Source organism: Pseudonocardia nematodicida, assembly GCF_040105385.1.
In the GTDB taxonomy this organism is placed as follows: domain Bacteria; phylum Actinomycetota; class Actinomycetes; order Mycobacteriales; family Pseudonocardiaceae; genus Pseudonocardia; species Pseudonocardia nematodicida.
Genome location: NZ_JBEDNQ010000004.1, coordinates 431,731 through 450,315 on the forward strand (window position 1 = coordinate 431,731; position 18,585 = coordinate 450,315).

Genomic DNA, 18,585 nt, shown 5'->3' on the forward strand with positions numbered 1-18,585 from the left:
CGGGGCCGCGGCTCACCCGCCCGGGTCAGGAGTTCGCGACCTCGAGCAGCGTGTCCGCGTGGCACGGGACGTCCTCGGGGCACCAGCAGCACAGGTCCCGGCCCGCGAGCTCGGCCCGGGCCCGCGCGACGAGGTCGGGCCGGTCGGCGAGCAGCCAGTCCCGGTGGGCGGCGATCGCCCGTTCCCGTCCCAGCTCCCGGACGTCGAACGGGTTGCCCCAGGGCCCGGGCCGGGTGACGACGACCGCGCCGTCGGGCTTGCGCCAGCCCTTCGAGCGGCGCAACCGGATCCGCCTCGGGAGTGCCACGCCGGCCGACGGTAGTGCTGTGGCGGGCGTCATGCGCCGTCGGATTGCGTTGCGCAATGCATCGGCGCATCCTTGCGTTCAGCAACTAGTTGCGTGATACATGCACCGCTGGAGGGTCGCGTGAACGCCACGCAGAAGCCGCCGGGCAGGTTCCCGCCGAATCGGGGGACCGGCACCGCACCGGCTCCGACCGGTGGCCCCGCCGAACCGGACGAGGCCGACGTGGAGCTGGCCGACACCGTCGTCCGGGAACTGTTCCAGCTGGTCCGGCAGGTCAAGCGCTCGGCGGAGCGGCACCGCCCGGACATGATCGTGGACATGGCCGGCTACCACCTGCTGGCCCACCTGCACTTCGGCGGCCCGCAACGGGCGACGGCGGTCGCGGCGGCGTTCCAGACCGACCCGTCCACGGTCAGCAGGCAGGTCGGGGCGCTGGTCCGGGCCGGGCTCGTGGAACGGCGCGCCGACCCCGGCGACGGCCGCGCCTCGCTGCTGGCCGCCACCGGCCCGGGCATCCGGGTGATCGAGGCCGAACGCCGGCGACGGGCCAGGGCGATCGCCGAGGTCCTCGCCGAGTGGGACGCCGACGACCGCGCCGCACTCACCGGCCTGCTCGGCCGCTTCCTCACCGACTACCAGACCTACGACGCACGGGAGTCCTGACGAGATGGCCATCGCAACCACGGCCACACGCGAGGACGGTGAGCTGACCCATCGTCAGATCCTCACCGTCCTCGGCGGGCTGATGCTGGGCATGTTCCTGGCCGCGCTGGACCAGACGGTCGTCTCGACCGCCATCCGCACCATCGCCGACGACCTGCAGGGCCTGTCCCTGCAGGCCTGGGCGACCACGGCGTTCCTCATCACCAGCACGATCACCACGCCGCTCTACGGCAAGCTCTCCGACATCTTCGGCCGCAAGCCGCTGTTCATGACCGCGATCTCGATCTTCCTGATCGGCTCGGTCGCCTGCACGCTGGCCTGGTCGATGTACTCGCTGGCCGCGTTCCGGGCCCTGCAGGGGCTCGGCGCCGGCGGGCTGATGTCGCTGGCCCTGACCATCCTCGGTGACATCGTCCCGCCCCGGGAACGGGCCCGGTACCAGGGCTTCTTCCTGGCCGTGTTCGGCACGTCCAGCGTGATCGGCCCGGTCATCGGCGGCCTGCTGTCCGGTGTGGACACGATCGCGGGGATCGACGGCTGGCGCTGGATCTTCCTGGTGAACGTCCCGATCGGACTGGTCGCGCTGGTCGTGGTGTACCGGGTCCTGAACATCCCGCACCTCCCGCGCAGGGCCCGGATCGACTGGCCGGGCGCGCTGGCGCTCGCGCTGGGCCTGGTGCCGCTGCTGATCGTCGCCGAGCAGGGCCGCGAGTGGGGCTGGGCCTCGACGAACGCGATCGTCTGCTACGCCGTCGGCGCGGTCGGTCTGGTGCTGTTCCTGACCGCCGAGCGGGCCTACGGCGACGACGCCCTGCTCCCGCTGCGGCTGTTCCGGACCGGCATCTTCTCGCTCTCCAGCGTGATCAACCTGCTGATCGGCATGTCGATGTTCGGCGCGATCGCGCTGCTGCCGCAGTTCCTGCAGATCGTGCACGGCGCGACGCCGATCGAGGCCGGCTTCATGATGCTGCCGCTGGTCGGCGGGATCATGATCTCGTCGATCACCTCGGGCCAGCTGACCTCGCGCACCGGCCGCTACAAGATCTTCCCGGTGCTGGGGACCGCGTTCATCACGGTCGCGATGCTGCTGCTCTGGCGCACGCTCACCCCGGAGATCCCGATCCTGCAGCTGGACCTGACCATGTTCCTGCTGGGCCTCGGGCTGGGGCTGTGCATGCAGACCCTGGTGCTGGCCGTCCAGAACGCGATGCCGGCCCGGGACATGGGCGTCACCACCTCGACCGTGACGTTCTTCCGGCAGATGGGCGGAACCATCGGGACCGCGGTGTTCCTCTCGGTGGTGTTCTCCACCGCGGGTGACCGGATCTCCGGTGCGATCCGCGGCGCGCTGGGCACGGAGTCGTTCCGGTCCGCGCTGGCCGACCCGGCCGTCGCCGCCGACCCGGCGAACCGGGCGGTCGTCGAGGCCCTGCAGTCGGGCCAGGCCGGCGGGCTGAGCGCCTCGGTGCTGACCGACTCGTCGTTCCTGCAGCGGATCGACGCGCGGCTGGCCGCACCCTTCCAGGCCGGGTTCACCAGCTCGATGGCACTGGCGTTCCTCATCGCCGCCTGCGTGATCGCGCTGGCGTTCGTGCTGGTGCTGTTCGTCAAGGAGCTGCCGCTGCGGTCGATGTCGGGAGCGCAGGCGGCGCGGGCCGAGGAGGAGGCCCGGCGGCGTGCGGAGGCGGGTGCCGAGCCGATCACCGGTGTCGCGGCGGAGCCGGCCGTCGGCGCCTCGGCCTCGCCCGTGCCGACCGGTGACGTCGGGACCGCCACGGTGGCCCCGGCCCCGGCCGGGGACCGGACCGCGGAGGGGCACACCGCGCCCGCGACGACGCCGATCCCGGTGATCGGCCGCGCCGGCGCTGCGACGGCGCACGCCGCCGGGTCCCCGTCCGGTGACACCGGACGGCCCGGCCCGGCGGTGCCCGCACCGGCCGCGCCCACGGGCGGCCCCGTCCCGTCGCCGGCGTCCGACGGCGTGCTGCCCGACGGCCCGGGTCCGGCGGAGATCGCCCGGCCGCACGTCGGGGACCGGGCGGTGCTCGGCCGGGTGCGTTCGGGTTCGGGTGCCGGACTGTCCGGCGCGACGGTGACCGTCACCCGGCTGTCCGGTGTTCCGGCCGGCCACGTCACGACCGGCGACGACGGCCACTACCGGATCGCGCTCGACGAGCCGGGCAGGTACCTGGTCGTCGTCGCCGCCGGGGCGCGGCCACCGCACGCGGCCACCGTGTCGATCGGTGCCGGACCGGTCGCCCACGAGGTGCGTCTCGGTGACGGCAGCGCCGTCCGCGGCACCGTGCTCGACGCCGCCGGACGGCCCGCGTCCGGCGTGACCGTCGCCCTGATCGACGGGCGGGGCGAGGTCGCCGGGACCGGCCGCTCCGGTGCCGACGGCCGCTACGACCTGCCCGGCGTCCCGCCGGGCCACTACACGCTCACCGCCGCGGGCGAGGACGTGGACCCGGTGGCGGTCGGCGTGCGGGTGCCCGCGACCGGGTCCGTGGAGCAGGACCTGCAGCTGCCGCAGCGGTCCCGGCTCACCGGGCGGGTCACCGCGGCCCCGGACGGCGGCCCGGTCGCGCAGGCGGTGGCCACCCTGATCGACGCCGACGGCGAGGTCGTCGGGACGCGGGTGTCCGGGGCGGACGGGACCTTCAGCTTCGACGAGCTGCCCGCCGGGACCTACACGCTGGCGACCAGCGGCTACCCGCCCGTCGCGGACGTGGTGGAGCTGGAGGCGGGCCGGGTGACCCACTCCGACGTCGAGTTCCCGCACCCGTTGCACGACGCGCGGCCCGGCAACGGACGGCACGTGCGGGACGACGAGCACGGCTCCCGCCCCCGATGACGGCCGACCGGTGACCCGGCCCTGGGGGGTGTCGGGCCGCCGGTCGGCGTTCAGCCGTAGAAGGCCGGCGCGGCGTCCAGGGCGGGGACGGGGACCCCGATCGTCTCGAGCCTGAACTCCATGCCGTACCTCCGGGCACAGTGCACGTCACCCGTTCCACGTCACCCGTTCCACGTGGAACCCGGGCCGGCGGCTAGAGCGCGACGGCCGCGGCGACGCCCGAACGCGGGTCGGCGGCGGCGTGGAACGCACCCGGCCCGCCACCGCCGGGGACCGCGACACCGTTGCCGACGGCGCACATCCGGCCCAGTGCCCAGGCGCCGGCGTCGTCGATCTCGTGCCCGCGCCGGGCCAGCTCGGCGAGCGTGTCCGCGCCGAGCCGGGACTCGACGACCAGGCCGTGCGGCTCCCAGCCGCGCGGCGCGAACGACCCCGGGAACGCGGTCGAGTGCCAGGTCGGCGCGTCGATCGCGGACTGCAGGTCCAGCCCGGCGTGCATCATCGCCAGCAGGAAGCACAGCTGCCACTGGTCCTGCTGGTCGCCGCCGGGGGTGCCGAACGCGACCGCCGGTTCGCCGTCGCGCAGCGCCAGCGACGGGCTCAGCGTCGTCCGCGGCATCCGGCCCGGGGCGAGCGACGACGGCAGTCCCGCCTCCAGCCAGAACATCTGCCCGCGGGTGCCCAGGCAGAACCCGAGCGACGGGATCGTCGGCGAGGACTGCAGCCAGCCGCCCGACGGGGTCACCGACACCATGTTCCCGGCCGCGTCCACGACGTCGACGTGCACGGTGTCGCCCCGCACGACACCGTCCCGGCCGACGGTGGGCTCCCCCGTGCCCGGCCCGCTCGTCCCGCCGCTCCGGGCCGCGCCGGGGGTCGAGGCGTACGCACCGAGCCGGGGCGCCACACCGCCCGGCGATCCGGGCCGCAGCGTGCCGTCCGATGTGGGCCCGATCAGCGCGCGCCGGGCGTCGGTGTAGCCGTCGGCGAGCAGCGCGGCCATCGGGACGGGCTCACCCGGGAAGGGATCGCCGTACCAGGCCTCCCGGTCGGCGAAGGCCAGCTTCGCGGCCTCGGCGGCGGCGTGCACGGTGTCCGCGGTCGCCACCCCACCGGGCATCTCGACGTCCACACCGGACAGCAGCCGCAGCTGCTGCAGCAGCACCGGGCCCTGCGACCACGGGCCGCACTTGGCGACGCTCCAGCCGTCGCCCGCGTCGGCGACCAGCGCGTCCTCGTAGTGCGCCGACCAGCCGGCCAGGTCGTCGGCGGTCAGCAGACCGGCGTGGTCGTGGCCGGTCTCGTCGCGGACCGGGGTCGCGGCGAAGCGCCCGATCTCCTCGGCGACGAAGCCGCGGTACCAGGCGTCGCGGGCGGCGTCGATCCGCGCCTCGCGGGTGGGGCCGGTCGCGGCGTCGAGCAGCCGCTGCCAGGTCGCGGCCAGCGCCGGCAGCCGCACGATCTCGCCCGGCGCGGGCACCCGGCCGCCGGGCAGCCAGGTCGCGGCCGAGCTCGTCCAGTGCGTGCGGAAGTGGTCGGCGACCTGGCCCAGCGCGAGCGGGACACGCGGCACTAGCGGGAACCCGCCGGCCGCGTAGCCGAGCGCGGGGGCCAGGACGTCGGCGAGCTCGCGGGTGCCGTGGTCGCGCAGCAGCGTCAGCCAGCCGTCCCAGGCACCCGGGACGGTGGCGGGCAGCAGCCCGGTGCCGGGCACGATCTCGCATCCCTCGCCGCGCAGCCGCTCGATCGTGGCCGCGGCCGGGGCGGTGCCCTGGGCGCAGAGGACCTTCGGGGTCGGGTCACCGGCCGTGACGAACACCGCGGGAAGCTCGCCACCGGGCCCGCACAGGTGCGGCTCGACGACCTGCAGGACGAACCCGCAGGCGACCGCCGCGTCGAACGCGTTGCCGCCGTCGGCGAGCACGGCCGCCGCGGCGGCGGTGCCGAGGTGATGGGTGCTGGAGACCGCGCCACGCGGTCCGATCCGGTCGTATCCACGGGGAGCCACGCCCGGCATCGTCACATGCCGCCCGCGATCAGGGGGTGTCGCGCAGCTCGCTCACCAAGGGCACCTCCAGGATCCGGTCCGACGACATCCACTCCCGCAGGGCATGGGTGGCCAGCACGTCGTCGGTGTTGTAGCCGAGCAGCCGCTCGCGCTGGCCTGGGTCGGGGTCGCCGCCCTCGAGCGCGACGGCGTCGCGGTACCAGCGCATCGAGTTCTCCCCGCCGGCCTCCGGGTCCCGCCAGGCGAACCCGGCGGCGGGAGCGATCTTCTTGAGTCCCTTGCCGTGCGCGCACAGGAACCAGGTCGAGACGACGCCGTAGAGGTCGACCCAGCCCGGGTCGTCGATGAACTCGCGGACCTGCTCCTCGGTCGGGACGCCGGGCACCCCGGCGAACCGCTGCGCCGACGACAGCATCCAGCGGTTCTCCGCCTGCTCGTTGTAGCAGTAGGCGGCGAAGGTCCGGCCCGAGCGCGCCGCCGCGGCCCGGACGCCGGACAGCCAGGTCCAGAACTCGCCGAACGAGCGGCCCTCGTCCGGGGTGGGCAGCGGCTCCCAGGTCGCGAACGCGCGGTAGCCCGGTTCCGGGTCGCCGCCGCGTCGCCCGCCCGGGAACGTCAGCAGCACGCCCCAGAGGTAGGCGCCGGACTCGCCGAAGCTCTCCATGTCGACGTCGACCTCGACGTCGGCCCGCGGCACCGGCACCCGCGGCACCCGGCGGGCGACGGCCAGCCCGTGCCGGCGGGCCCGGGCGAGCGCGACGACGTCGGAGAACGGCGGGCCGGGCATCGGCCCCTCCAGCGCGGCCGGCGGGGTCGCCGGGTCCAGGGCGGCGAGCGCGGCGACCGTGCCGACACCGGCCTCGCGCAGCAGCCGGGCCGTCTCACCGTGCGCGACCAGGCTGACGTCGTCGGCCCGCTCGAGCTCCGCCTCGCAGGTCGGCCACCACGGGCAGCGCCGGCACTCGGTGATCCGCGAGGGTGCGGCGAGCGCGGGCCCGCCGGTCGCCGCGGCCCGGGCGACGGCGGACCGGTCGGCGAACCGGGCGTCGTACTCCTCCAGGGTCGTGCGGCCGCCCGGCCAGTGCCCGGCGTGCAGGTCGTGCCAGACCACGACGTCGGCGTCCAGCCCGATCACCCCACCGCGCCGCGGGGTGCCCTCCGGCGGTGCCCAGCCCGCGGCCTCCAGCAGCCGGGTGAGCTGGGCCAGTGCGAGCAGGTCCCGGGGCTGGGAGCGGACCTTGCGGTCCGGGTCGTGCCGGGCGCGCTGCGGCCACGGATCGGTGACGGCGGTGGTCCGGGCCCCCTCGCCCGGGTCGGTGATCCGGCGGCGCACCACCAGCAGCGGCACGTAGCCACCACCCGGGGCCCGGACCAGCAGCTCGGCGGTGCCGCGGCGGTCGCCGTCGAGCGGGAGGACCGCGCCCCAGATCATCGGGGCGCCGGCGGCGACGAGCTCCGCGGTGCGGGCGGCCCGTTCCGCGCGGGACCCGGCGGGCGGCCCGGTGGCCTCACCGTCGGCGGCCGCCGCCTCCGGCGGGGTTGCGACCGCCTCCGGCGGGTCGGACGCCGGCACGTCCCCGACCGGCCCGGCCGCGCCGTCCGGCCAGGTGCTCGCCCAGTCCGCCCCGGCGGTCCCGGCCAGCAGCTCGCCGATCCGCTGCCGGTGCGCCGCCGCGTCGGACCGGCGCTGCTCGATCGCCGGGTCGGGCAGCGCGCGCGGACGCCCGGTGGCGGCCGGGTCGTGGTCGAGGTGCACCCGGCGGCGGCACCCGCTCAGCGCGGCGGCGTCCAGCAGGACGCGCGGCGCGGTCCGGTGCCCGGTCGAGGTGCTCACGGGAACCGAGGGTAGAGACCACCCCCGACGGTTCCGACGACGCGGCCCGGGCACGGCCCGGTACCGACCCCGCACCCGTCCGGTCACTCCCCGGTGTCGGACCTGCGCGTCCGGTGGCGCCGCCCGTAGGCTGCGGCGACCATACAAGCGATCAACTCATGCCGAGCCGAGCCCGGGAGGACACGACATGGGACTGCTGCGCAGGAAGCCGAGTGCGGCCGAGCGCGCCGCCACGGCGACCAGGGAGGCGGCGGTCGACGCGTCGGAGTGGGTGCAGGGGGCGGCCGAGTCCGCCCGTGACTCGGCCGACCGGGCGTCGGAGAAGCTGCACCGCCGTGCGGTGAAGGCCCGCAAGCGGGCCGAGGCGGCGAGCCGCCGGGCCGAGAGGGCCGGACTGCGGGCGGCCCGCCGCACCCGCAAGGCCGTCGGCGACGGCGGCGAACGGGTGACCGCCGCCGCGCACAGCCTGATGAGCGAGGCGGACCTCAAGGCCCGCTCCGCCGACCGCAGGATCGCGAAGATCTCGGCCCGTGCCGACGCCGGCGCCCGCAAGGCCGAGGCCAAGACGGTCCGCGCCACCGAGAAGGGGCGGCAGAAGACCGAGGCCCTGGCGATCAAGGAGGCCGAGCGGGAGCGCGCGGCCCACGAGTGGAACGCCAAGCGGGTCCAGCGCTACCTCGGGATCCTGAAGCTGCTGGCCCCGCTGCTGGCGCCGTACGCGATGGCCGCCGCCGGGTCGCTGCGGCACCGCCTGGACGACCACCGGTCCCGCCGGCTCGGTGTGTCCCCGGACGAGCTCGGCGGCTACTCCGGCCCCGGTGGCAGGCTGCACGCCCGGCTGTCCCGGATCGCGCGGACGATCACCGAGCTGCGCGAGGACGGGACCACCGACCGGGACCCGCGGGCGAAGCGGTTCGCCGACGAGACCGAGCCGCGCCTGCACGACCTGGCGGCGGCGGTCCGGGCCGCGGAGAACATGCCGGCCGCGCGGCGCAAGTCCGCGTTCCGGACGGTCTCCCGCGACCTCGACCGGATCGAGGTCGAGCTGCTCGACCACCTGGGCGTGCAGTCCTGAGGAGGCCGTACGCCCGGCGGGGTCTCACTCCTGGCGGTAGGCCTCCAGCAGGCGCAGCCACACCTCGCTGATCGTCGGGAACGCCGGGACGGCGTGCCACAGCCGGTGCAGCGGCACCTCGCCGACGACCGCGATCGTCGCCGCGTGCAGCAGCTCGGCCACGCCGGGCCCGACGAAGGTGACGCCGACGAGTACCTCCCGGTCGGTGTCGACGACGGCGACGACCCGGCCCGACCAGCCGTCCGCGGTGAGCCCGGAACCGGCGACGGCGATGTCCATCTCGACCACCCGGACCGCGACGCCGGCGGCTCGCGCGGCCTCGGCGGTGCGGCCCACCCACGCGGCCTCCGGGTCGGTGAACACCACCTGGGGGACGGCGAGGTGGTCGGCGGTGGCCGCGTCCTCGCCCCACGGGGCGGTGTCGAGCGGGCGTCCGGCGGCGCGCGCCGCGATCGCGTGCGCGGCGATCCGGGCCTGGTACTTGCCCTGGTGGGTCATCGGGGTGCGCCCGTTGACGTCCCCGACGGCGTAGAGCCAGTCCCCGCCGCCCTCGACCAGCCCGGTGTCGTCGACCGGCACGGCACCCCGCCCGGTCGTGGTCACCCCGACCGAGTCCAGGCCGAGCCCGTCGGTGCCCGGGCGCCGGCCGGTCGCGACCAGCAGGCGGTCGACCTCGATCGTCCCGCCCCCGAGCGTCAGCCGGGCGGCGCCGTCACCGTCGACCGGCTCGACGGCGTCCAGCCCGGTGTCCAGCCGCACGTCGACCCCGGCCCCGCGCAGCCCGTCGGCGACACGTTCGGAGGCCACCGGCTCGGCCCGCGGCAGCACCCGCGGACCACGGTGGATCAGGGTCACCGCCGACCCGAGCCGGGCGAAGGCCAGGGCCATCTCGCAGCCCACGACCCCGCCGCCGAGCACCCCGAGCCGGCGCGGGATCTCCTTCGCCGACGTCGCCTCGCGCGAGCCCCACACCGAGACCGAGTCGATCCCCGGGACCGGCGGGGTGAGCGGCACCGATCCGGTCGCGAGCACCACCGCGCGCCGGGCGGTCACGGTGACCGGGGCGTCGTCGGCGCCGGTCACCTGCACGGTCCGTTCACCGGTCAGCCGGCCGCGGCCGCGCAGCACGCTCACGCCGGCGCCCTCGGCCCAGTCCACCTGCCCGGAGTCGTCCCAGTTCGAGACGAACGAGGTCCGGCGTTCCAGCACCGCCCCCGGATCGAAGTCGGCGGTGACACCGGGCAGGCGCCGGGCGTCGGCGACCGCCTGCGGGGTCCGCAGCAGCGCCTTGGACGGGATGCACGCCCAGTACGAGCACTCGCCACCGATCAGCTCGTCCTCGACCAGGGCCGTGGAGAGCCCGGCCTGCACCGCGTAGCCGGCGGCGTTCTCCCCGGCCGGGCCGCCGCCGATCACGACGACGTCGTACTCGTGGTCCGTCATGGGTCAGTCTTACCGTGTGCCGCGCACGGCACACCTATCCGTCGAGCGCCGCCACCGCCTCGGGTAGTGCGACGTCACCCTCCCGGAGCTCCAGCGTCGCCCCGATCGTGTGCGGGGCGGTGAGCAAGGCGGCGAGGACCGCGGCGGTGTCGTCCCGGGTCACGTCGGTGCGGTCGACCGGGGGTGGCGCGAGGGTGACCTTCCCGGTCCCGGGGTCGTCGGTCAGCCGGCCGGGCCGCAGGATGGTGGCGTCGAGCCGGTCGTCGTCGCGGATCGCCTCCTCGGCGGCCCTCTTCGCCCGGATGTAGGCGGCCCAGACCTCCCCGCGCTCCGGATCGGGCTCGGCATCCACCCCGGTCGAGGAGACCAGCAGGTACCGGCGGACCCCGGCCTGCGCGGCGGCGTCGGCGAGCAGCGTCGCGCCGTCCCGGTCGACCGTCTCCTTGCGGGCGACCCCGCTGCCCGGACCGGCACCGGCCGCGAACACGACCGCGTCGGCGCCGGTCAGGTGCCCGGCGAGGTCCGCGGCCGACGTCGACTCGAGGTCGGCGACGACCACACTCGCACCGGTCGCGCGCACGTCGTCGGTGTGGTCGGGGTTGCGCACGATCGATCGCACGGTGTGTCCCCGCCCGACGAGCAGGGTGGACAGTCGCAACGCGATCTGTCCGTGGCCTCCGGCGATCACCACGTCCATGGGACGCGACGCTAGGCCGACGCCGGCTCCGGCGCGCGGTGTGGCTTGAGCGTCCACACGACGGTCATCGCACCCGTCTGCACCCCGGCGGTGTCGACGAGCGCGACGTCGACGGTGAACTCGGGGCGCTCCCCCGCGTCGAGCGCGGCGATGACCTCCCCGGCCGGACGGGTCAGTACCGCCTCGGCCCGCAGGTCCCCGCGGGCGAGCTTCAGGTACCCGATCTCGGAGCGGACGACGAGCGGGACCGCCCGGTCCCCGGTCGCGGCGAAGGCCGCCAGCCCGACCGCGCCGGACGCCGTCTCACCGAGACCGAACATCACCGCGGCGTGCGGGCCGCCGACGTGGTTGTGCTGGTCCGCGCGGTCGGGCAGGAACGCCTCCGCACGTTCGGTGGTGATCTCACCGAAGGTGATCCCGGCCGTGCCCACCCACGGCACGGCCTGCGCCATCGCCCCGGCCACCCAGCTCGCGTCGTCCGCCATGCCCGCAGGCTACTGGCCGGTAACCCGATCCGACACCCGTGTCCGATTCATCCTGATTCTCGGTCAGCGAGAAGTTGTCGTCTTGTCCGTCGTGCACAACGGGGTTGTGATCGGATGTGACGGGTAGCACAGCTCAGCGGGGCCGTGCGGCTGTCGCGAACGCCGCGAGTCCCCACCACGACCGACGCGCAGCGAGGCGCGTCCGACGCCAGGAGGTCATGACGTGAAGGCCGTGCGGGTGCATGCGTACCAGCAGGATCCCACGATCGACGACATCCCCGAGCCCGAGCTGCGGGGTCCCCTCGACGTCATCGTCAAGATCGGCGGCGCCGGGGTGTGCCGCACCGACCTGCACATCGTGAACGGCGACTGGGCCGACATCCAGAACCCCGACCTGCCGTACGTGATCGGCCACGAGAACGCGGGCTGGGTGCACGCGGTCGGCGACGCCGTGACGAACGTGGCCGTCGGCGACACGGTGATCCTGCACCCGCAGCCGTCCTGCGGGCTGTGCCTGTCCTGCCGGTCCGGGCGTGACATGCAGTGCACCGGCGACGCGTTCTTCCCCGGCCTGTCGAACAACGACGGCGGCATGGCCGAGTACCTGCGCACCACCGCGCGGGCCTGCGTGAAGCTGAACCCGGACACCAACCCGGCCGACGTCGCGGCACTCGCCGACGCCGGCATCACCGCCTACCACGCGGTGCGCAAGTCGATCCCGCTGCTCTACCCGGGCACGTCGGCCGTCGTGATCGGCGCCGGCGGGCTCGGCCACATCGCGATCCAGTGCCTGTCCGCGCTGACCGCCACGAAGATCATCGTCGTCGACAAGAACCCGGCCGCCCTCGACCTGGCCAAGCAGATCGGCGCGGACGAGACGGTCCTGGCCGACGGCCGGCAGATCCAGGCCGTGCAGGACATCACCGGCGGCGGCGCCACCGTGGTGTTCGACTTCGTCGCCGAGCAGGGCGTCGAGCTCGAGGCCTGGCAGATGGTCGGCCCGGCCGGCTACCTGTTCACCCTCGGCTACGGCGGCGAGTTCCGGGCGCCGACGCTCGACTTCGTCGCGGGCGAGAAGAACGTCATCGGCAACATCGTCGGCACCTACAACGACCTCGCCGAGCTCATGGTGCTCGCCCAGGACGGCAAGGTCACCCTGCACACCGCCCAGTACCCGCTCGACCGCGCGCTCGACGCCCTGCACGACCTCGACGCCGGCAAGGTCCGCGGCCGGGCGATCCTCGTCCCGTGAAGGCAATTCATACGTACGTCTGACACGAACGTCTTTCCTGACCACCACCGATCGGCGACGACGCCGGCGCAGGAGGAATCGCATGTACGAGAAGGACGGCGAGAAGTACTTCGTGGTCGACTCCCACTGTCACTTCTGGGACGCGTCCCGGGAGAACTGGGTCGAGGGCCGCGAGCAGTACGCCAAGGGCTGGATCGACTGCTTCTACGGCTACCACCAGCTCGGCCCGCCCGAGACCCACTGGGACTGGGAGCACTACCTCAAGGTCTCGGCGGACGACTTCGAGCGGGACATGTTCATCGAGGGCCACGTCGACCACGCGATCTTCCAGTCGACGTACCTCAAGGAGTGGTACAAGAACGGCTTCAACACCGTCGACCAGAACGCCGAGCTGCTGGAGCGCTTCGGTGACCGGCTGATCGTCAACGGGCGGTTCGACCCGCGCGACGGGCAGGCCGGGCTGGAGCAGCTCGAGGCCGACGTCGAGAAGTACCACCACAAGGGCGTGAAGCTCTACACCGCGGAGTGGAACGGCGAGTCCCGCGGCTACAAGCTCACCGACCCCGAGGCCTACCACTTCCTGCAGAAGGCCCAGGACCTCGGCATCAAGAACGTCCACGTGCACAAGGGCCCGACGATCTGGCCGCTGGACAAGGACGCGTTCGACGTCGCCGACGTCGACCACGCGGCCACCGACTTCCAGGGCCTCAACTTCATCGTCGAGCACGTCGGCCTGCCGCGGATCGAGGACTTCTGCTTCATGGCGGTGCAGGAGCCGAACGTCTACGCCGGGCTGTCGGTGGTCGTCGGCGGCCTGATGCACGCCCGCCCGAAGTTCTTCGCGAAGGTCATGGGCGAGCTGCTGTTCTGGGTCGGCGAGGACAAGATGCTCTACGGCGGCGACTACAACATCTGGACGCCGAAGTGGCAGGTCGAGGGCCTGGTCGACTGGCAGATGCCGGACGACGACCAGTTCGCCGACTACCCGCGGCTCACCACCGCGTCGAAGAAGAAGATCCTCGGCCTGAACGCCGCCAAGCTCTACGACATCGAGGTGCCGTCCGAGATGCGGCTGCCCGACACCACGGCCGGCGAGGAGATGGCGCCGGGTGAGGAGCTGGTGGACAACACCGCGGGGGCGAAGGCGTGACGGCCGGGCCTGTCGAGCTGCGGCAGGCCGTGTGGTCCGCGTTGGGGACGGTGCTCGATCCCGAGCTGGACGAGCCGATCACCGAGCTCGACTTCGTCGAGACGTGCACCGTCTCCCCCGCCGGTGAGGTCACGGTAGGGCTGCGCCTGCCGACGTTCTTCTGCGCGCCGAACTTCTCGTTCCTGATGGTCGCCGACGCCTACGACGCGGTGTCGGCGGTCGACGGGGTGAGCCGGGCGCAGGTGACGCTGGCCGACCACCACGCCTCCGACGAGATCAACGGCGGGGTCGCGGCGCAGTCGGGGTTCGTGCGCTCGTTCGAGGGCTCGATCAACGGCGAGGCCGCGGCCGAGCTGGACGAGCTGCGCCGCACGTTCCTGGCCAAGGCCGCGCTGGCCGGGCAGGACCGGGTGGCCCGACCGCTGGTCGACGCCGGGACCGGCCCGGACGAGCTCGCCGCGCTCACGCTCGGGGAGCTCACCGGGACCGCGGCCGACACCGAGGAGCTGGTCCGGATGCGCCGCCGCCGGGAGGCGATCGGCCTGCCGGCCGGGGACGACGCGCCGCTGCTGGTGCACCCGGACGGGTCACCGGTGACGGTCGAGCAGGTCCCGCTGCACCTGCGCCGGGCCCGGCTGCAGCGGGTCGGGATCGAGACCAACGGCGAGTACTGCAAGTCCCTGTTGAAGATCCGCTACGACCGGACGCCCGCCGCCACCGCCACCTGACCCGCCCGGCGGGCGCGTGTCCGCGCGCAGATCCACTGTTCGCGCGCCGACCCGGCGTTCGCGCGTGTCCTACCGCGCGCGGACGCCGGACCGGCGCGCGTCCTGCTGATCGGCGCGCGGTCAGGCCGGGGTGGCGTCGAGGACGCGGACGGTGTCGGTCAGGCGGTGGCCGGGGCCGTCGCGGTAGGGCTCCAAGGCGTCGAGCAGGGCTGTCCGGACGGCGGCGGGGCCGACCGCGCGAGCCGCGTGCCGGCCGGGGGCCGACGCCAGCACCCCGGCGACGAGGTCGTCCGGATCGGGATGGTCGACCGGCACCCGGACGACGGCGATCTCCCGCACCTCGAGACCGGCGAGCCCGGCGATCCGGGCCAGCCGGTCCGGGTCGGTCAGCGGGGGCGCACCCGTGCCACTGCGGTCGGACCCGGGTGCCCGGGCGGCCCCGGTCAGCGGGAGCAGCGCCGCGCCGATCACCGAGGCGTCGCACTCGTCGGGCCGGCCCCAGACCGTGGCGCGCACCGCTCCGCCCGGGGAGCAGACCCGGCCGGCCTCCCGCAGCGCGACGACCGGGTTCGTCAGGTGCTCGAGCACCTGGACCAGGTCGACCAGGTCGAACGCGTCGTCGTCGAACGGCAGCTCGTGGGCGTCGGCGACCCGCAGCACGGCGCCGGGGACGGTCCGCTCCGCGGCCGCCAGGGCGCGACGGTCGACGTCCACACCGGACACCACCAGGCCGTCCGCGGCGGCGCGGGCCAGGAGCTCGCCGGCTCCGCACCCGACGTCGAGCAGCCGCGCCCCCGGCCTGGCCCCGGCGAGCACGCGCTCGTGCAGCGGCGAGGTCACTTCTTCGGTGGGAGCGTGTGTACGAACGCGACGCCCTCGGCCACCCAGCCGGCCAGGTCCGGCCCGTCGAGATCGTCGACGTCCGGCTCCCCGGTCACCCGCAGCCAGCCCGCCAGCTCGCGGCCCCGCATCACCATCGGCGAGGCCCCGGGCCGGGTGAGCAGCTCCGGGACGCGGTCCGGCGGGACCCGCACCATCAGCCCACCGCTGCCGCTCGCGGCGAGGGCCATGTGCCCGTCGAGCAGGAACGCCAGACCGCCGAACATCCGCTTCTCGGTGAGCCCGGGCTCACCGGTCAGCAGGCTCCGGATCCGGGCGACCAGCCCCTCGTCGTACCCCACGCGCCGAGTATGGCCCCACGCCGCTCACCCGGTGCGGCACCGGTGAGCGGCGGATCTCACCGACCCCAGACGTCCTCGGCGACCGACACGATCAGCTCCAGCTTGCGCCGCTGGTCGTCGGCGGTGAGCTCGTTGCCCTCGACGGTCGAGGAGAATCCGCACTGCGGGGACAGGCAGAGCTGGTCGTAGGGCACGTACGCCGCGGCCTCGTCGATCCGCCGCTTCAGCGCGCCGGCGTCCTCCAGCTCGCCGGTCTTGGTGGTGACCAGCCCCAGGACGACCTGCCTGCCCGGTGGCACGAAGCGCAGCGGTGCGAAGGTGCCGGAGCGCTCGTCGTCGAACTCGCAGAAGAACCCGTCCACGGCGAGCTCGGAGAACAGCGCCTCGGCGACGTGGTCGTAGCCGCCCTCCGCGGCCCAGGACGACCGGTAGTTCCCGCGGCACATGTGCGTGGTGACCCGCATGTCCCCCGGGCGGCCGGAGATCGCCGCGTTGATCTGGCGGATGTAGCGCAGGTGCTGGGTGTCCGGGTCGTCGCCCTTCTCCGCGAGTTCCGCTCGGTGCGCGGGGTCGTTGAGGTAGGCCAGCGCGGTGTCGTCGAGCTGCAGGTAGCGGCAGCCGCGGTCGTACACCGCGGAGAGCTGGTCGGCGTAGGCGGCGGAGAGGTCGGTCCAGAACTCCTCGATGTCGGGGTACACGTCGGTGGAGATGACGGCGCGGCCGCCGCGGGCGTAGACCATGCTCGGCGAAGGGATCGTCAGCTTCGGGATGGCGGTGCCGACCTGCGCGGCCAGGAAGTCGAACGCCTCGCCGAAGATCGGCTCGTCGAGCCGGACCGGGCCGTCGACCGCCATCCCGGCGGAGGTGAAGTTGTTCTCGCCGGCCGCGTTGTGCATCTTCACCTCGACCTTCCCGGAGGTCTTCGAGACCCCGCCGAGCCGGTAGATGAAGTCCATGTGCCACGACGTGCGCCGGAACTCGCCGTCGGTGGCCGAGCGCAGGCCGACCGACTCCTGCAGCGCGACGACGTCGGCGATCGCCGCGTCCTCGGCCGCGCGCAGGCCGGCATCGTCCAGCGCTCCCGACGCGTGCCGCTCGCGGGCGGCGAGCAGCTCCGGCGGCCGGAGCAGGCTGCCGACGTGGTCGGCGCGGAACGGCGGCTCGGTGCGGACACGGGACTGCGTCGTCTCGGTCATGGCGCGAACGTAGCGGCGACGACCCTGCGCCGCCCAGGTCGTTTCCCGTCCAACGGAAAGGTCAGCGGGCCCGCCAGACCGGGGTACGCCGCTCCCGGGCGGCGGCCACGCCCTCCGCGGCGTCGTCGGTCGCCCCGACGACCTTGCGCATCGTCTCGCCGAAGCGGATCGCCTCGGTCGTGCCCATCTCCGGCCCGCGCACGGCCATCTCCTTGATCGCCCGCTGGGCCAGCGGCGCGCCCGCGGTGAGCCGGGTCGCCAGCGACCGCGCGGTGTCCATCAGCGACTCCGGCGGGACCACCCACCCGGCCAGCCCGATCTCGCGGGCCCGGTGCGCGTCGATCGTGTCCCCGGTCATCAGCAGCTCCATCGCGTGCTGGCGGTCGATCATCCGGGGCAGCCGCAGCGCACCGACGATCGTCGGCATGCCCAGGCGCACCTCGGGGAAGGTGAACGTCGCCCGCTCGGAGGCGATCACGAAGTCGCACCAGGTCAGCAGCGTGACGCCGTACCCGACGGCCGGGCCGTTCACCGCGGCGACGATCGGCTTGAAGATCTCCCAGCCGCTCTCCAGCGAGTTCACGGTCGGCTTCTCCCAGAAGCTGCCGGGGAAGTCGCCCGCCGGGTTCCCGGTCTCCGACCGCAGGTCGGCCCCCGCGCAGAACGCCGACCCGGCGCCGGTCACGATCGCCACCCAGGCCTCGTCGTCGGCGCGGAACCGGTCCCAGGCTGCGTTGATCGCGCGACGCATGTCGCCGTCGATCGCGTTGCGCTTCTCCGGGCGGTCGTAGGTGATCGTCACGACGTGGCCGTCCCGCTCGTAGCGGACGCCGGTGCCTGCTGAGCCCATCCGTCCATCCTGGCCGGATCTCCCGGCCCCGTCAGCCGGACGCCGCGACGCCCGGGCCGCCGAGGTGCCGGGCGAGCGACCCGGCGGTCTCCCGCACCGCCCGTTCCAGCTCCCAGCGCCGCTCGGCGAAGTCCGCCCGGCTGACGACGACGGCCAGCGCGGACGCCCGCTCCCCGCCCGGCACGGCGACGGCCAGCCCGGCCCGGCCGCGGGCGTGCTCCTCGACCTCCACCGCGACCCCGGCCGAGCGGACCCGCAGCAGGTCGCGGTCGAGCAGCCGGCGGTCGGTGAGGGTGTGCGGGGTCAGCGGGTGCAGCGCCCCGGTGCCGACGCCGAGGACCCCCGCCAGCCGGCCCGCGTCCAGGCCGGCCAGCAGCGCCTTCCCCGGCGCCGTCGCGTGCGCGGGCAGCGGCTCGCCCACCGCCTCGTCCGGGCCGGGGTGTGCGGCGCAGGTGTCGGTGTGGGCGACGACGACGTCGTCGGACCGCAGCACCGCGAGCACCGCGGCCGCCCCCACCCGGACGTGCAGCTCGGCCAGCAGCTCGCGGGCGGGCGCCGGCGGCGTGATGGGGTCGGTCATCCCGCGGTAGAGGTCGACCACCCGGTACCCCAGGCCGTACCCGCGCGCGGCGTGCAGCCGGACCAGGTAGCCCTCCTCGACCAGGGTGCCCAGCATCCGGTAGGTGGTCGGCAGGGGCAGCTCGAGCCGGCGGGCCAGCGCCTTGGCGGTGACCCCGTCCCCGGCGTCCGAGACGGCCTCCAGGACCCGGAGCGCGCGGCGCAGCGCGCTCGGGGAACCCTCGGATGCGGCAGCCGTCGGCACGCTCCTAGTGTCGGGGCGGTACCGGGCGGCGCACCAGAG

Annotated in this window: 17 protein-coding genes; 6 read left to right on the top strand and 11 right to left on the bottom strand. The window is 74.7% G+C overall.

Features of this window, described 5'->3' with window-relative positions:
* Positions 1-25 precede the first annotated feature (25 nt).
* Positions 26-307: a DUF4326 domain-containing protein gene (locus tag WIS52_RS12420; RefSeq protein ID WP_349298341.1), complete on the bottom strand. Its 282-nt coding sequence runs from the start codon at positions 305-307 to the stop codon at positions 26-28.
* Positions 308-427: 120 nt separating this feature from the next.
* Between WIS52_RS12420 and WIS52_RS12425 the strand changes: the two genes are divergently transcribed.
* The gene (locus WIS52_RS12425; protein ID WP_349298342.1) at positions 428-970 is read left to right on the top strand and encodes a MarR family winged helix-turn-helix transcriptional regulator; all 543 of its coding nucleotides are present in this window, start codon (positions 428-430) and stop codon (positions 968-970) included.
* 4 nt (positions 971-974) lie between these two features.
* Positions 975-3,824 (top strand): MFS transporter, encoded by a 2,850-nt coding sequence (locus WIS52_RS12430; protein WP_349298343.1) that lies wholly within the window; start codon positions 975-977, stop codon positions 3,822-3,824.
* Positions 3,825-4,017: 193 nt separating this feature from the next.
* Here the strand turns inward: WIS52_RS12430 and WIS52_RS12435 are convergent, their stop codons facing one another.
* Together WIS52_RS12435 and WIS52_RS12440 are read right to left on the bottom strand one after the other, a co-directional pair.
* Positions 4,018-5,832 (bottom strand): gamma-glutamyltransferase family protein, encoded by a 1,815-nt coding sequence (locus tag WIS52_RS12435; RefSeq protein WP_349298344.1) that lies wholly within the window; start codon positions 5,830-5,832, stop codon positions 4,018-4,020.
* Positions 5,833-5,860: 28 nt separating this feature from the next.
* Positions 5,861-7,666 (bottom strand): TM0106 family RecB-like putative nuclease, encoded by a 1,806-nt coding sequence (locus WIS52_RS12440; protein ID WP_349298345.1) that lies wholly within the window; start codon positions 7,664-7,666, stop codon positions 5,861-5,863.
* Positions 7,667-7,853: 187 nt separating this feature from the next.
* Here WIS52_RS12440 and WIS52_RS12445 point away from each other — a divergent pair, with 187 nt between their 5' ends.
* Positions 7,854-8,741: a DUF6474 family protein gene (locus WIS52_RS12445; protein WP_349298346.1), complete on the top strand. Its 888-nt coding sequence runs from the start codon at positions 7,854-7,856 to the stop codon at positions 8,739-8,741.
* Positions 8,742-8,765: 24 nt separating this feature from the next.
* Here the strand turns inward: WIS52_RS12445 and WIS52_RS12450 are convergent, their stop codons facing one another.
* The 3 genes from WIS52_RS12450 to WIS52_RS12460 are packed head-to-tail and all read right to left on the bottom strand — an operon-like array spanning position 8,766 to position 11,366.
* Entirely contained in the window at positions 8,766-10,184 is a 1,419-nt protein-coding gene (locus WIS52_RS12450) for a dihydrolipoyl dehydrogenase family protein (RefSeq protein WP_349298347.1), read from the bottom strand.
* 34 nt (positions 10,185-10,218) lie between these two features.
* Positions 10,219-10,881, bottom strand: a complete 663-nt coding sequence (locus WIS52_RS12455; protein ID WP_349298348.1) for an SDR family oxidoreductase — start codon at positions 10,879-10,881, stop codon at positions 10,219-10,221.
* A gap of 11 nt (positions 10,882-10,892) precedes the next feature.
* Positions 10,893-11,366 carry a DUF4442 domain-containing protein gene (locus WIS52_RS12460; RefSeq protein WP_349298349.1) on the bottom strand — a complete coding sequence of 158 codons (474 nt, stop codon included), beginning with the start codon at positions 11,364-11,366 and terminating at the stop codon, positions 10,893-10,895.
* A 223-nt stretch (positions 11,367-11,589) separates the two neighbouring features.
* On the opposite strand from WIS52_RS12460, the gene WIS52_RS12465 reads away from it, so the two are divergent.
* From WIS52_RS12465 to WIS52_RS12475, 3 genes are all read left to right on the top strand, one after another.
* On the top strand, positions 11,590-12,618 hold the full coding sequence (locus WIS52_RS12465; protein ID WP_349298350.1) for an NAD(P)-dependent alcohol dehydrogenase: 1,029 nt from the start codon (positions 11,590-11,592) through the stop codon (positions 12,616-12,618).
* Between the two features lie 82 nt (positions 12,619-12,700).
* Positions 12,701-13,768, top strand: a complete 1,068-nt coding sequence (locus tag WIS52_RS12470; RefSeq protein ID WP_349298351.1) for an amidohydrolase family protein — start codon at positions 12,701-12,703, stop codon at positions 13,766-13,768.
* Positions 13,765-14,496 (top strand): iron-sulfur cluster assembly protein, encoded by a 732-nt coding sequence (locus WIS52_RS12475; protein WP_349298352.1) that lies wholly within the window; start codon positions 13,765-13,767, stop codon positions 14,494-14,496. The genes WIS52_RS12470 and WIS52_RS12475 overlap by 4 nt, the downstream gene beginning before the upstream one ends.
* 120 nt (positions 14,497-14,616) lie before the next feature.
* Here the strand turns inward: WIS52_RS12475 and WIS52_RS12480 are convergent, their stop codons facing one another.
* From WIS52_RS12480 to WIS52_RS12500, 5 genes are all read right to left on the bottom strand, one after another.
* The gene (locus tag WIS52_RS12480; protein WP_349298353.1) at positions 14,617-15,336 is read right to left on the bottom strand and encodes a class I SAM-dependent methyltransferase; all 720 of its coding nucleotides are present in this window, start codon (positions 15,334-15,336) and stop codon (positions 14,617-14,619) included.
* The gene (locus tag WIS52_RS12485) at positions 15,333-15,677 is read right to left on the bottom strand and encodes a TfoX/Sxy family protein (RefSeq protein WP_349298354.1); all 345 of its coding nucleotides are present in this window, start codon (positions 15,675-15,677) and stop codon (positions 15,333-15,335) included. Before WIS52_RS12485 ends, WIS52_RS12480 begins: the two co-directional genes overlap by 4 nt.
* A gap of 56 nt (positions 15,678-15,733) precedes the next feature.
* On the bottom strand, positions 15,734-16,873 hold the full coding sequence (locus WIS52_RS12490) for a 5-methyltetrahydropteroyltriglutamate--homocysteine S-methyltransferase (RefSeq protein WP_349298355.1): 1,140 nt from the start codon (positions 16,871-16,873) through the stop codon (positions 15,734-15,736).
* A 61-nt stretch (positions 16,874-16,934) separates the two neighbouring features.
* The gene (locus WIS52_RS12495) at positions 16,935-17,723 is read right to left on the bottom strand and encodes an enoyl-CoA hydratase/isomerase family protein (protein WP_349298356.1); all 789 of its coding nucleotides are present in this window, start codon (positions 17,721-17,723) and stop codon (positions 16,935-16,937) included.
* 31 nt (positions 17,724-17,754) lie between these two features.
* A complete protein-coding gene (locus WIS52_RS12500) occupies positions 17,755-18,546 on the bottom strand; it encodes an IclR family transcriptional regulator (protein WP_349298357.1) in 792 nt (263 codons plus the stop codon).
* Positions 18,547-18,585: the final 39 nt, after the last annotated feature.

Coding starts and splice junctions, on each gene's coding strand:
- WIS52_RS12430 (WP_349298343.1), top strand. CDS start 975: ATGGCCATCGCAACCACGGCCACACGCGAGGACGGTGAGCTGACCCAT.
- WIS52_RS12445 (WP_349298346.1), top strand. CDS start 7,854: ATGGGACTGCTGCGCAGGAAGCCGAGTGCGGCCGAGCGCGCCGCCACG.
- WIS52_RS12450 (WP_349298347.1), bottom strand. CDS start 10,184: ATGACGGACCACGAGTACGACGTCGTCGTGATCGGCGGCGGCCCGGCC.
- WIS52_RS12455 (WP_349298348.1), bottom strand. CDS start 10,881: ATGGACGTGGTGATCGCCGGAGGCCACGGACAGATCGCGTTGCGACTG.
- WIS52_RS12460 (WP_349298349.1), bottom strand. CDS start 11,366: ATGGCGGACGACGCGAGCTGGGTGGCCGGGGCGATGGCGCAGGCCGTG.
- WIS52_RS12470 (WP_349298351.1), top strand. CDS start 12,701: ATGTACGAGAAGGACGGCGAGAAGTACTTCGTGGTCGACTCCCACTGT.
- WIS52_RS12490 (WP_349298355.1), bottom strand. CDS start 16,873: ATGACCGAGACGACGCAGTCCCGTGTCCGCACCGAGCCGCCGTTCCGC.
- WIS52_RS12495 (WP_349298356.1), bottom strand. CDS start 17,723: ATGGGCTCAGCAGGCACCGGCGTCCGCTACGAGCGGGACGGCCACGTC.